A 14,301-nucleotide genomic window follows, 5' to 3' on the forward strand; every position below is an offset into this window, starting at 1 on the left:
TGTGTTCCAACCTTTTTTCGTTTATTTTTCTCTAAAGTGTAAAATAAACGAAAAAAGCACAATAAAAGAATCATTACATAAAGTAGGAACATCTTTCCCTTTTTTCATTTTTATGATACCGTTTGATTGACTGAAAGTTTGAGGTGGACGTAATGAGTAACAAATTTGTAGTAGTTGATTTGGAGACAAACGGTAATTCTCCGAGAAAAGGGGATCGAATCATACAGTTTGCAGCGGTAGTTATAGAGAATGGGAACATTGTAGAGGAGTACTCTTCCTTACTTAATCCTCTTCAGCCAATAACACCGTTTATTGAAGAATTAACTGGGATCACAGATGAAATGGTGGAATCAGCGCCAATTTTCGAAGAAATAGCAGACAAAATTGTTCATTTATTAGAAGATGCTTATTTTGTTGCACATAATGTTTTATTTGATTTATCTTTTTTAAATGAGGAGTTAGAGCAGGCAGGGTGTAGACAATTTTATGGCCCTATCCTTGATACAGTTGAACTGGCAAGGATTTTATACCCTACAGCAGATAGTTATAAATTAACAGACCTTGCCGCACAGGAAGGAATTGTCCATACTAGACCGCATCAGGCAGATAGTGATGCTTATGTGACAGCAGAATTATTGCTTTTATTACTAGCAAAACTGAACGAACTGCCTCAAGTTACGACAAAGCAATTAGAATTTTTAAGCTCATCGCTAAAAAGCGATTTAGATATTTATTTACAATCATTGCTGCAAGAGAAACAATCAAAAGTTGAGTATATTCCTGAAAGCTGGGAGGTATATCGTGGATTAACGCTAAAAAAATTACCTAGTAATTTGATTAGTAACCAAAGTAAAGATTATACCGATTCTTTTGATGTTAATACTGTAGAAAAACGGATGAAAGATACTCTATCTTTTTATCAAAAAAGAGAAGGGCAGATCGAAATGATGAATGCCGTTCATCAAGCACTAACAAGTAATCAGCATGGACTTATTGAAGCGGGTACCGGTGTTGGAAAGTCTCTTGGTTATTTAGTGCCAGCTGCTTATTTTTCGATAGAGAACAAAGAGCAAGTTATTATTAGTACATTTACCACTCAGTTACAGGAACAACTATTTCATAAAGACTTGCCTTTGCTTAAAAGAATTCTTCCGTTTCCAATTACTTATACGCTTTTAAAAGGCAGAAATCACTATATTAGTTTAGATAAATTTGAAGTATCCTTAAAGGAGCAAGAGGATAACTATGATATTATTTTAACAAAAATGCAGATTTTAATATGGTTAACCGAAACGGAAACGGGTGATAAAGATGAATTAAATTTAACAAGCGGTGGAATAAATTATTGGGAAAAAATTAAAAATGATGGGAATTTTTCATTACCAATTTCAAAAGAATGGGCCCAGAAGGATTTTTATCGGAGAACCCGGAATGCTGCGCAAAAGGCTAATATGATTATTACGAATCATGCTTTGCTTGTAAAAGATTTAACAACCGATCAACATTTGCTACCATCTTATCATTATGCCATTATCGATGAGGGCCACCATTTTGAAAAAACAGCTACTAAGCATTTTGGTTTCCGCTTTTCATATGTAGCCGTACGATTAAGTATCAATGCGATTGGGACGACAGATCAAAAGCAGCTAATGTATCATTTAGAACATATGCTAGGTGATTTATCTCTAACGGATAAAATAGAATTCAATCAATTTATTTTATCGCTACATGAAGAATTAGATGAACTGTTTCGTGCTGTTCTACGTTATGTGAAAAAAACAAATCAATCAAGTAAAGAAGGAAAAGGTAGCTATCGTATAAAGAAAACAGATACAGGAGATTGGAATGCAGTCAAAAGTGTTGCAGAGAGAATGGTTTTTCTCTGGAAGGATGGAAGAAACGCGCTTAGAGAAAAAGTGCTTCGATTAAAAGAGCAAAATAGGAAATTTAGCTCTTCGCAAATGCTTGTAGTTGAACGAATTGAATCGACATTAAATGACTGGCAAATATATATTAATCATTTGCGAGAAATGTTTTTGCGCGAAGGAGACAATATAGCCTGGTTGGAAGCAGATAAGAAAAATTTTCCTAATAATGCTGTTTTGTATACACAGCCATCTTCTGTTGCAGAACCTTTACAGAATCGTTTTTTTAATCAGAAACAAAGCATTGTTTTTACCTCCGCAACTATAACTGTAAATAATTCATTTGATTATTATGTGAAAGTTTTAGGGCTAGGGAAAAACCAATTAGAAGTTCAAATAGATTCACCATTTAACTATGAGAAACAAGTACAACTGCTTATCCCAACAGATGTACCCGAAGTAAATACAGTCTCATTAAATGAGTATGTATCTACTATTGGCGAACAAATCATTAACATCGCGCAAGCTACGAAAGGGAGAATGCTTATTCTTTTCACAGCAAATGAGATGCTGAAAAAGACATATGATTATATGAAAGAAAGTGGCTGTCTAGAAGAATATGCTATTTTGGCCCAAGGAATTACCAATGGAAGTCGAATGAGATTAACACGTAATTTTCAACGATACGATAAGGCGATATTATTGGGAACGAATAGTTTTTGGGAAGGAATTGATATTCCAGGAGAAGACTTGACCTGCTTAATTATTGTTAGACTTCCGTTTTCTTCACCGGAAGATCCATTAACAGAAGCGAAAAATGAACGTATTAAGAATGAGGGCGGAAATCCCTTTTTAGAAAATAGTCTTCCAGAAGCAGTTTTGCGATTTAAACAAGGATTCGGAAGATTAATTCGTACAGAAGAAGATAAAGGATTTATTATTGTATTTGATCGCCGAATTGTTTCCACTTCTTATGGAGAAACCTTTTTAAAATCTATTCCTGCTGTGCCAATTAAGCAGCTAAATAATACCGAAATGGTCAAATTTATTGAAAAGTGGCTGAAGTAGAAGTAGATAACTATTTTGTTCTCTAATCAATGCAGCTTGCATGCACATCATCTTCTAGAAAAATAGAAGAGGAAGTGGATGCCGGCTGGTCATTTCTAGCAAAAAACTACCGATTATTATTATTATTATTTCTTTCTGTTTATAAATCCTGTTATAATAACCTATGTATAAAATAATGTATTAAAGAGTGATGTAAAATGAAGAAATGGATTTGGATAATTGTTGTTGTTGTTCTTATTGGACTAGCTGTAAGTATTAATACATATGTTCAAGCGATGAAGCCTGTTAAATCTGCAAGAGAAGTTGCAGAAAATATTGCTAAGAAAGAAGCCGATTTGAAAGAGGTCGACAGCTTTCAATTATATAATGGCAAGGAAGCCTATTATATTTTAGAAGGTAAAAACGATGATAATAAGGATATTATTGTTTGGATTAATGAAAAATCCCATAAAGTTACCGAAAAATTGAAAAAAGATGGGCTGACCAAACAAGAAGCGCTTAATATATTATTATCGAAGCAGACACCAGAAAAAGTCAATCATGTGTGTTTGGGAATGTATGATGGTATACCTGTATGGGAGATCTATTCTCATACAGATAAAGATTCCATAAACTATCATTGGATTGATTTTGAAACAGGAGAAATTCTTTTAACAATTGAAAATTATTAACCAATAGGAGTGGTAAATAACAATGAAAATTCAATTAGCACAAAGAGTGAATGCATTAACTCCATCAACAACTTTGGCCATTACTGCAAAAGCAGCTAGTTTAAAAGCAGATGGTCATGATGTGATCGGTTTAGGCGCTGGAGAGCCTGATTTTAACACTCCTCAAAATATTATTGACGCTGCGGTTAGAAGCATGAATGAAGGACATACTAAATACACTCCTGCATCAGGCTTACAAGTACTAAAAAAGGAAATTGCGGCAAAGTTAAAGCGAGACCAAAAACTAGATTATGAAACAAATCAGATTATCGTCACAAATGGAGCAAAACATGGATTATACACTTTGTTCCAAGTAATTTTGGACAAAGGGGACGAAGTTATTATTCCTACTCCTTATTGGGTTAGTTATCCAGAACAAGTGAAACTGGCAGAAGGAGAGCCTGTTTTTATTGAAGGTTACGAATCGAATGAATTTAAGATTACCCCAGAACAATTAAAAGAGGCTATAACTTCAAAAACGAAAGCAATCATTATCAATTCGCCAAGTAATCCAACTGGAATGATCTATACAGAAGAAGAGTTAAAAGCAATTGGGGAGATTTGTTTAGAACATAAAATTTTAATTATCTCTGATGAAATTTATGAAAAATTAGTTTATGGAGATAGCAAGCATGTATCAATTGCTTCTCTATCCCCTGAACTGAAGGAAGCCACTATTATTATCAATGGGGTTTCCAAATCTCACTCTATGACAGGCTGGAGAATTGGCTATGCAGCGGGTTCTAAAGAAATTATTACAGCGATGACAAATCTAGCAAGCCACAGTACTTCTAACCCGACGACACCATCTCAGTATGCAACGATAGAAGCTTATGCAGGCCCGCAAGAATCAGTCGAAGAAATGCGTCAAGCATTTAATAAGCGCTTAGATATTATTCATGAAAAATTAAATAATATTCCTGGATTTTCATGTTTAAAACCAAAAGGGGCATTTTATCTTTTCCCTAATGTGCAAAAGGCAGTAGAATTAACTGGATTTAAGTCTGTAGATGAGTTTTCAACAGCTTTATTAGAAGAGGCATTAGTAGCAGTTGTTCCAGGTTCAGGATTTGGAGCAGATAGCTACATCCGACTATCTTATGCAACGTCACTTGAAAAATTAGAAGCTGCAGTAACGCGAATGGAGCAATTTGTCGAAAAAAAGATGGTCGTTAACCAGTAAAGTTTTATTAGTAGAGTATGCCCACAAAGATACTATATCTTTTAGGGCATTTTCTCTTTTTCTATTATTTATTTTGGAAGAGAAATTGATCGGAGTAGGATTAAATAAAAAGAAAAGTCTTTGTACACGCCAATATTATACTAGAAGGTGATCGATAGTGTTGATTGTCTACAGATGTAAAGGTATAATGTTTTGGTAGAATATTTTTTATCGAGTAGAATAATTTCTATTAAATCTGCTACTAATAGTAGACAATCGGTTTTTAATACCCAATTTTATATAGGGCAAGCCGTAGTATCTATTTAAGTACATATATTTATTTGTTTTTGGAGGAGTTAATCGTGATTAAAGCAACTATTGCCGAGTTACCAAAATATGTTGATAAAGAGGTTAAAGTAGGCGCGTGGATTGCCAACAAGCGATCTAGCGGAAAAATTGCCTTTTTACAGCTTCGCGACGGATCAGGATTTGTACAAGGAGTTATTGTTAAAAGTGACGTAGCGGAAGAAGTTTTCCAAACAGCTAAATCAATTACACAAGAATCATCCGTATATGTTACTGGTACTGTTCAAAAGGATGAACGTTCCCCGTTTGGGTATGAGTTATTAGTAACAAATATTGAATTGATTCATACTTCAACAGATTATCCGATAACGCCAAAAGAACATGGAACAGAATTCTTGATGGATAATCGTCATTTATGGTTACGTTCCAAGCGTCAGCATGCCGTAATGAAAGTTAGAAATGAAATAATTCGTGCAACGTATGAATTTTTTAATGAAAATGGATTTGTAAAAGTAGATCCACCCATTCTAACAGGAAGTGCTCCTGAGGGTACAACAGAACTATTTGCAACTAAGTATTTTGAAGAAGATGCTTATCTTTCACAAAGTGGACAACTTTATATGGAAGCAGCAGCAATGGCGTTAGGAAAGGTATTTTCATTTGGCCCTACATTCCGTGCCGAAAAATCTAAAACACGCCGTCATTTAATCGAGTTTTGGATGATTGAGCCTGAAATGGCATTTGTAGAGTTTGATGAGAATTTAGAAGTTCAAGAACAATACGTATCATATGTTGTTCAATCTGTGTTGAAAAATTGTCAGCTTGAGCTTAATACGCTAGGAAGAGATGTTTCTAAATTAGAAAAAATCACTGCTCCTTTCCCAAGAATAAGCTATGACGATGCAATCACATTCTTACATGAAAAAGGCTTTGATGATATTGAATGGGGAGATGACTTTGGATCTCCGCATGAAACAGCTATTGCGGAAAGTTTTGATAAGCCTGTGTTTATCACTCATTATCCAACTAAAATTAAACCTTTCTATATGCAGCCAGACCATGAAAGAGAAGATGTCGTCCTTTGCGCAGATTTAATTGCTCCAGAAGGCTATGGTGAAATTATTGGTGGTTCAGAGCGTATCCATGATATGGAACTATTAAATAAACGAGTAAAAGAGCATCAATTAGATCCGGAAACATACAAATGGTATCTAGAACTAAGAGAATACGGTTCAGTACCTCATTCTGGTTTTGGTCTCGGATTAGAAAGAACAGTTGCTTGGATTACAGGAGTGGAACATGTTCGGGAAACCATCCCATTCCCAAGATTATTAAATCGTCTATATCCTTAATAAACAATAGTAGGGTAGAAAATACGGAAAGTTTAGGTGGAGGACCTCACAGCGAATAGATAATGTGAGGTTTTCATCTTTGATAACATTCCTCGTTTTCTCCCTTCTTCTTTTTGTTAACTATTGCTAGGTTTGGGTGATTTTCATTATTACATGCTTATTGTCAACATGATATACTTAATTAGAGGTGTCCTTATGAATAAAACAATTTTTTTAAAATGGCTGCAAGAAGGGAATGTAAATATTCCTTCCACACTTCTAACACATTATAAACATTTAAAAATAAATGAAAAAGAATTAGTTCTTTTACTGCAAGTACATTATTACTTAGAGCGAGGGAAAGATTTTCCGACCCCTGCAGAAATAGCTGCACAAATGACAATAGATATTAATGAATGTCATGAATTATTAAGTCAACTTATCCGCAAAGGCTTTATCGACATATTAGATGGAAATAGTGATACCGGAATCCGATTTGAGAGATATTCCTTGGAGCCTCTTTGGAATAAATTAATTGAGCAATTTCTCCTTAATAATAAAAAAGAAGAAGAAGCTTTAATAGAAAAAGAAGAATCAGATTTATATACTTGTTTTGAAAGAGAATTTGGAAGACCATTGTCTCCTTTTGAAATTGAAACATTAAATATGTGGGTAGACGACGATCAGCATGAAATAGCAATTATAAAAGCAGCGCTTAGGGAAGCTGTGATTTCAGGTAAATTAAATTTTCGTTATATTGACCGAATCTTGTTTGAATGGAAAAAGAATGGAATTAAGACAATCGAGCAAGCAAAGAGCCATGGGAAAAAGTTTAGACAGCATCAATCTGTTGGCTATAAAGCAGAACAATCGGAAGAATCTTCTAACAAAAAGACAGTGCCTTTTTATAATTGGTTGGATCAATAATCTTTTGATGGAGAGGAAGAATGTGTAGGAGAAAATAAATGGGACCGATCCTTTTAACTTTCCTTCTGAGAACTAGGTTCTTCCTAATATAGGATAAAAAGCAGCAAACTTGCGCAATAAAAGCTAACATAGAAAGATAGGATTGTCAAGAGAATAACGTTTAGATTTTCATAAAAACATCTACAAATAGAAAGAAAGACTTCTTAGGTAGATGTTAGTCTAACTATTCGTAGAATGACTCTTTTTTTATTGCGAGTAAGTATAGTATATTCATTTCGGAGGATCACATGTTAAAAAAAGATGAAATTAGATATTGTCTTGATACGATGGGAGAAATGTTTCCTGAAGCGCATTGTGAATTAGTTCATTCTAATCCGTTTGAATTAGTGATTGCCGTATCATTATCTGCCCAGTGTACCGATGCCCTTGTTAATAAGGTAACAAAAAATTTATTTCAAAAATATAAAACACCAGAAGACTATTTGAGTGTTCCCTTGGAAGAATTACAGAATGATATTCGTTCAATCGGTTTATATCGAAATAAAGCCAAAAATATTCAAAAGCTATGCCAAATGGTTTTAGAAAAATATAATGGTGAGATACCAATGGACCGGGATGAACTGATTAACTTACCAGGTGTGGGAAGGAAAACGGCTAATGTTGTTGTTTCTGTCGCTTATAATATTCCCGCTATAGCTGTTGATACCCACGTGGAAAGAGTTAGTAAGCGATTAGGTATCTGTCGTTGGAAAGACTCCGTTTTAGAAGTAGAGAAAACACTTATGAAAAAAGTTCCCAAAGAGGAATGGTCTGTAACGCATCATCGTATGATCTTTTTTGGAAGATATCATTGTAAAGCTCAAAACCCGCAATGCGAGGTTTGTCCACTACTAGCATTGTGTAGAGAAGGGAAAAAGAGAATGAAGACAAAGGGTGTTGTCTGATGGCTAACAATCAATTAGATGCACCACTTGAGCTTATATATGGACCGTTCCCCGTTATAAAACAATTTCCTTTTATTGCTGCGGATAGTTTTGAACTAATGCCAGCTTTTTTACATGAGGCTAATTACTATCATAATAAGGTAGTTTATCAGCCTTGGAATAAAGAAAACTTTCCTGAGTGTGTAAAATTGGTGTTTGATAAGTGGAGACAGCTTAAACAGGAAATACAATTATTTGTGAAAGAAAGAGATTCTAATAGACTTCAACAAGGACTAACGATTGGAGCAGAATACTTCTTAGAATGTTTATATTGGGTTAATGAAAAGCCAGTCACATTTAAAAATGGTTTGGTAGATCCTAGTTTAGAAGTAAAACCTTTCAATTTAGAAGATCGACTTCAGTTTATTTTAAAAAGATTAAATGGCTATCATTCCTTTAAACAACTGGATGAGTTATATAAAGAATTAGAAAAACAGTTTGCGATTAAATTAGTTAAATTAAAAAGAAGCAATTAAATAATAAAAGAAGCCAGAACATAAATGTTCCAACAAAAATAAACCCAAGCAATTATACAGAGATGATAACTTCGTATAATTGCTTGGGTTTATTTATTCATTAATAAAGAGGTTAGGTTAATTTAACTAACCATTCAACAGGGGGAGGAAAGCCCCCACTGTTGGAAGTTCGTTTTATTGAGAATCATTTTGATTTTGTTCTCTATTACGGTTTTGGTTCTGGTTTGGGTTTGGGTTAGTATCATTAGGGTTAGGATGATTATTTGGTCCATTATTGTTCCCATTATTGTTGTTGCCATTGTTGTTTTCACCATTATTTCCATTCCCACCGTTGTTCCCATTGTTATTATCTTGATTGTTTTGATTTTCATCTCCATTGTCTGAATCGCCATTGTCGCCATCATCTTGATTGTCATCAGAATCTTCGCCATTTGAATCGTCTGGCTTTTCTTCGTCATCTATCGTTTCATTTGGGTCCTGTGGCGGCTGTTCCTCAATCTTTTCCGGGACAGTAATACTTGCAGACGCAGGATCACTTTCTTGATCACCTTTAATTACTTTTACGGCGAAATTATAGGTGCTGCCAGGAGTAGGTTTAGCAATTTTTAAACTTGTGTCAGAAGTAACAGTCAATTGCTCACTAGCTCCACCATCTACACTGACGCTGACATCAAATTTGATGCCATCTTTCTTGCCGTAATTCCAAGATAAGTCAATTTCATCACTGTTTTCATTATAACTAGCTTTTACTCCATTTGGTGCGTCTGGCTTATTATATTTCTGTGAAACTTCATTAAGAATATTTCCTTTTACCGCATACTCGGTCTGTATTTGACTACTTGGCGTATAGGAACTTGCTAACCGGGCTGGATAGGTGCCTTTCTCAATTTTAACGGTTTCCACACTATCTGGTTTCTTGAAATCTGGTGTTTCTACATCTTCGGAAATATGCCCCATGACAGCTTTGAAAATTTGTTGGGCAACTTTCTGATTAGCACCAGGCGTGAGTGGATTTTTTCGCTCAGTGTATCCGGTCCATACAGCCATGGTGAAATTCGTTGTATAACCAGCGAACCAGGCGTCTGGTACACTGTTTTGATTCGTTATTCCCCATTTATTTCGTTCTTCTTCTGTATAGTTAGTTGTTCCGGTTTTACCAGCAACAGGCAATCCAGGGATATTTGCAAGTGTTCCCGTTCCATCGCTGCTTGTAAGGACCCCTTTTAACATATCAGATATTAAGAAGGCAGTATAATCCTGCATTACTACTTTTGATTTAGGTTCCATATTTATTTTTGTACCATCTTTTAATTTAAAGGATCGTACAGCATGAGGGGCATTATATACTCCTTCATTTCCAAAGGCGCTATAAGCTCCAGCAATTTCTAATGTGCTAGCTTCAAATGATCCAATTGCATATGATTCATATGCTTCCTCAAGCGGGATACCAAGATTCACGGCAAATTCTTTAGCATTTTCAGCACCAACAGCTTGGAATGCTTTAAGAGCAGGGATGTTTCTTGACATTTCTAACGCTTTTCGCATAGTCATAGAGCCTTTATACTTATTATCCCAGTTGTTAATCGGTGTTCCGTCTGAATAGGTACTGCGTTCATCTACGATTGTTTGATAAGTACCCCATTTTAAATGTTCAATTGCTGGACCATAATCTAGGATTGGCTTAGCTGTTGATCCTGGCTGGCGCTTCATATCTGTTGCATAGTTTGTGCCTAGCTTTACTTCAGGATCACGATCTCCGCCAAGTGCTAAAATACCGCCTGTTTTTGTATCTAACAATGTAATTCCAGCTTGGAAATCTTTGTCAGGGAAAGGAACGATTTCTCCCTCATACATTAATTTATCTACATATTCCTGAGCTTTCTTATCCATTGTTGTATAAATTTCTAACCCATCTGTAAATACATTAACATCTGGATATTTTTTCTCAATTTCGGCAATAACTTGTTTTATAAATGGATCAAATGGCAGGTCATTTGATTTACGTTTTTCTTTTTTCACTAATGTATCTTCAACAGAAGTCTTTTGTGCTTTTTCCATTTCTGCTTTAGAAATATAACCATGCTGGTGCATTAAAGATAAGACGATATTCCGTCTTTTCTCTGCTCTTTCGGGATTATTAAACGGATTATACGCATTTGGCGCCTGTGGCATTCCTGCGAGAAGAGCTGCTTCAGGCAACGTTAATTCGTCTAAAGGTTTGTCAAAATATACCTTTGCTGCGGTTTTCACCCCGCTCATATTTTCAGACATAAAGATTTTATTGACATACATCTCAAATATTTCTTCTTTGGAGTACTTGCGCTCTAATTCAAGAGCTAGCCATGCTTCTTGCGCTTTTCGGCTCAATGTTTTTTGTGGCTGGTTAAAGAAGAAGTTTTTCACTACTTGCTGTGTGATCGTACTTGCACCTTCAGAACCAAACCCGTCTCGGAAGTTCGCAATAACTGCTCCGCCTAAGCGAATAGGGTCAATTCCATGATGCTTAAAAAATCGCGAATCTTCGGTTGCGATAAACGCATCTTTTACTAAATCAGGTATATCTTCATAGTTTACATAGTCCCGGTTAACGGCACCTACTTTGGCTATTTCTTCATTATTTTTATCATAGATAGTAGAAGAAATAGGATCTTTTAATGTCTCTGGATTTAATTCAGGTGCGTCTTTTACCATAATAGCAAAGGCCACTCCACCGGCAATAATGCCGATAATACCGATTGTTAATAAAATAAGCAGAACGCGCTTAAACAAATTCATACCGCTTTTTTTCTTTCCTTTTTTAGGAGCTTTTTTCTTAGAGGCTTCAAGTTGTTTACGGCGCTCCTCTCGCGTTTGATATTTATCTGTCATAATTATTCCTACCTTTCTTTCTAAAAACAAAAGGAATTAGTTGAATCCATAAATAGTATCGATTACTTTTATATAGTCAATTCGAGGTCGATAACCTAGGCTGATGGAATGACCATTGCTTGCTAATTCTTGTTTTGTAATCGATTTTCTTCCGCCATTTATCATTCTTTCCCAAAATATAAATAGTTTTTCTGCATCTAAATAGAATATTTCATTCGTTTCAGAAAAAGAGATAATGACAAAGCAAATTCCTTGTTGCTCACATACCAAGCGCATATGCCTGATTTGGTGTTCATGGAAGTTATTCAGCGGGAAGGAAGTGGTATGCTTCGTTTCTTTCGCTTCAAAGTCAATATATTTACCTCGATAAACACCGTTATAGTCTGTAGTGGAAGCTTGTTTAAAATAGGCTTCTTTTATTACTGCAGCACTTCTTTTAGGGTAATCGACTTGAACAATTTGAACAGGCGTTGGCTTTTTATGTATGACAGCCTTACCAAATTCTAAATAGTATTTGTTGGTTTCGTTCAAATCATCCTCTAGTGTCATTCCCCGATTACTATAACTTACCTTTTTTTGCGACTTGGTATGTACATTTTTCAAGGGAGTGTACCTTTTCCCATTTGGATAATGAATCTTCATATTTCCACCTCACAAAGATTCTTTCAAAGTATAACTTAGTGCAATCAACAAACAATAATACCATAAAGCGTTCATAAGAGGTGAACAATTTGATAGGTAAAAAATCATATTTTTCTTCCTTGGAAGAAGAAAAACTTATTAATAGAATAAGACTAATTACCGATATGCGCAACTTTGACAATATTTCAAGAACGAAAGCATATCTCCACTATTATAACAAACATAAAGAAATACAATGGGCGTTTCTCGCGAGTCAGGTTTCCCGAAATGCAGGCTGGAATATGTGCGATTTGAATGGAACTTGGCTCCCACAAGTAGTTAGTCAAGAAAAAAGACAGCAAATATACTTAACTTACGAGAAAGCAAATTGGCTGATTTTTCAAGATGCATACCCCCAATTATTACTCTATGAATATTCGACGAAAAATAACTTGCCAATGTTTCATTTATTAAAATTTTTTCAAGTGTCCTCTTTTATGGAAGAAGAATGGAATCATTATTGGAAGGAAAAAGACAAGAAAAGATTAATGAATAGCTTAATCATCAATGAACAAAATGTTATTCATCAGCCTGTCATGGAAAACAAAAGAATAAAACATCATGTTTTTCATTATCTTCCATATCTTTTTCAAGATTTGTTTCATTTTAATGCAGTCCTTTTTCCAACTACACAAGGAACACTTTATGGGGCAAGCGTTTCTAACTTCACATCACTAAGCGCACGGATTAAGCTTGGCAATACATTAGCAAGTCTTTTATTTAAACCTAATTTATATCAAGAGTTCTATGATTTTGCAAGGAAAAATGAACATACAGGTTCGAGGAGAGATTATGAAAAATATATATATCCTAATTTAGCCAATACAACACCCATTTTGCGAGCTGCTTATCCAGTGGTAAGGCATCAACATATACTAAGGGGGGATTGGTTCAAAAAGCATATTAAGAAAAAGTGGCGAAACCTTAGTGAACAGAAAGAACCTTTTCATATAACAGATTGGTATCTGAGAAAACAGCGGCAGTTACATGCACTTATTCGTCAGGAAAACAAATGGTTTAACTAATTTTTGCTTAATCTTGTCGAAATATAAACAAGTAATAAGAATATGTACTTTCTTTGCCGAATCTCTTCTAGTTTTGTCAACGATGCAGGATAGTTGCTAAAAAAAAAGAAATGAGTATATATCAAAATAGCTTGGGGGGATTTGCGTGGAAAATGCTTATACAAAAGAAAAGTTATTGAATATGTTAGAGGAAATTCAAGAGGAGCTAGATACATTGGATGAAGTGCTTTTAAATTCCGGTAAGCAAAACATGCAACTTGTGAAAGAACATATTACTTCTTTAACTGATATAGAAAGAGGAATCGCTGCAATGGAGAAAAAAATAGCAGGCAGTAAATTAAATATTCGAACAGATGGCCAACGACAACGAATGCCTCTTTACTTGAACTTAGCAAAGTAAATCGTTAAAATAAAACCATTAACGATAATAGCAAAAAATGGAGTGGCAAAATTGACGGAAAATCATCAGTTGATGGAACATACAGCTAAGCTTCTAGAAGCAGTAGAGTATGCAGTAGATACGTTTTACAAAGTGAAGGAATCAGGGGTAAATGAGGATTTTTATGAGGTTGTCCGACCATTTGCCAATCAGATTAAAGTGCTTAATGATAAATGGAAAGAAATGGCGACAGAGTGGGTGCGGAAATCCAAGCCTGATTATTTGAATACAATACAAATAAATACAGCGGCTGATCATATCGAAATTATTTCCATCCAAGCATTTTTTACGCAAACAAGTAAAAAACGCTTTCTTGATTCAGCTAAATCGGTAAAATATATATTGCAAACATTACTGGATGCGTTAAAAAGTGAATCGAAATAAGGGATCGCAAAAGGGAGATGAAATTTCTCTTTTTTTTGCTTTTTTGATAAATATAAAGTTCAGTTCCTTTTGGGAT

Annotated in this window: 12 protein-coding genes; 10 read left to right on the top strand and 2 right to left on the bottom strand. The window is 34.9% G+C overall.

Annotated elements, in window-relative coordinates; all coding sequences use genetic code 11:
* Nucleotides 1-152 precede the first annotated feature (152 nt).
* The 7 genes from dinG (at nt 153) to NiCM35_RS12495 (ending at nt 8,828) form a co-directional block, all read left to right on the top strand.
* Nucleotides 153-2,933 (top strand): ATP-dependent DNA helicase DinG, encoded by a 2,781-nt coding sequence (gene dinG / locus NiCM35_RS12465; protein WP_163186187.1) that lies wholly within the window; start codon nt 153-155, stop codon nt 2,931-2,933.
* 197 nt (nt 2,934-3,130) lie between these two features.
* A complete protein-coding gene (locus NiCM35_RS12470) occupies nt 3,131-3,604 on the top strand; it encodes a cell wall elongation regulator TseB-like domain-containing protein (protein ID WP_095331890.1) in 474 nt (157 codons plus the stop codon).
* Nucleotides 3,605-3,626: 22 nt separating this feature from the next.
* Nucleotides 3,627-4,826, top strand: a complete 1,200-nt coding sequence (locus NiCM35_RS12475) for a pyridoxal phosphate-dependent aminotransferase (RefSeq protein WP_095331892.1) — start codon at nt 3,627-3,629, stop codon at nt 4,824-4,826.
* A 344-nt stretch (nt 4,827-5,170) separates the two neighbouring features.
* Nucleotides 5,171-6,463: an asparagine--tRNA ligase gene (asnS, locus tag NiCM35_RS12480; RefSeq protein ID WP_163186249.1), complete on the top strand. Its 1,293-nt coding sequence runs from the start codon at nt 5,171-5,173 to the stop codon at nt 6,461-6,463.
* Nucleotides 6,464-6,658: 195 nt separating this feature from the next.
* Nucleotides 6,659-7,369, top strand: a complete 711-nt coding sequence (locus NiCM35_RS12485) for a DnaD domain-containing protein (RefSeq protein WP_123257839.1) — start codon at nt 6,659-6,661, stop codon at nt 7,367-7,369.
* Between the two features lie 287 nt (nt 7,370-7,656).
* A complete protein-coding gene (gene nth / locus NiCM35_RS12490; RefSeq protein ID WP_095331898.1) occupies nt 7,657-8,313 on the top strand; it encodes an endonuclease III in 657 nt (218 codons plus the stop codon).
* Complete coding sequence (locus NiCM35_RS12495) at nt 8,313-8,828, top strand: YpoC family protein (RefSeq protein ID WP_095331900.1); 516 nt, start codon at nt 8,313-8,315, stop codon at nt 8,826-8,828. Before nth ends, NiCM35_RS12495 begins: the two co-directional genes overlap by 1 nt.
* Nucleotides 8,829-9,002: 174 nt before the next feature.
* Here NiCM35_RS12495 and NiCM35_RS12500 read toward each other — a convergent pair whose 3' ends face one another.
* Together NiCM35_RS12500 and recU are read right to left on the bottom strand one after the other, a co-directional pair.
* Nucleotides 9,003-11,696, bottom strand: a complete 2,694-nt coding sequence (locus NiCM35_RS12500; protein ID WP_163186189.1) for a PBP1A family penicillin-binding protein — start codon at nt 11,694-11,696, stop codon at nt 9,003-9,005.
* A 36-nt stretch (nt 11,697-11,732) separates the two neighbouring features.
* Entirely contained in the window at nt 11,733-12,338 is a 606-nt protein-coding gene (gene recU, locus NiCM35_RS12505; RefSeq protein WP_123257837.1) for a Holliday junction resolvase RecU, read from the bottom strand.
* Nucleotides 12,339-12,427: 89 nt separating this feature from the next.
* Here recU and NiCM35_RS12510 point away from each other — a divergent pair, with 89 nt between their 5' ends.
* The 3 genes from NiCM35_RS12510 (at nt 12,428) to NiCM35_RS12520 (ending at nt 14,225) form a co-directional block, all read left to right on the top strand.
* On the top strand, nt 12,428-13,402 hold the full coding sequence (locus tag NiCM35_RS12510) for a DUF2515 family protein (protein WP_433779669.1): 975 nt from the start codon (nt 12,428-12,430) through the stop codon (nt 13,400-13,402).
* A 145-nt stretch (nt 13,403-13,547) separates the two neighbouring features.
* A complete protein-coding gene (locus NiCM35_RS12515; RefSeq protein ID WP_095331906.1) occupies nt 13,548-13,802 on the top strand; it encodes a hypothetical protein in 255 nt (84 codons plus the stop codon).
* A gap of 51 nt (nt 13,803-13,853) precedes the next feature.
* Nucleotides 13,854-14,225 carry a YppE family protein gene (locus NiCM35_RS12520; RefSeq protein ID WP_095331908.1) on the top strand — a complete coding sequence of 124 codons (372 nt, stop codon included), beginning with the start codon at nt 13,854-13,856 and terminating at the stop codon, nt 14,223-14,225.
* The last annotated feature ends 76 nt before the right edge of the window (nt 14,226-14,301 follow it).

This window comes from Niallia sp. M35 (assembly GCF_050971705.1).
Lineage (GTDB): Bacteria > Bacillota > Bacilli > Bacillales > Cytobacillaceae > Niallia > Niallia circulans_A.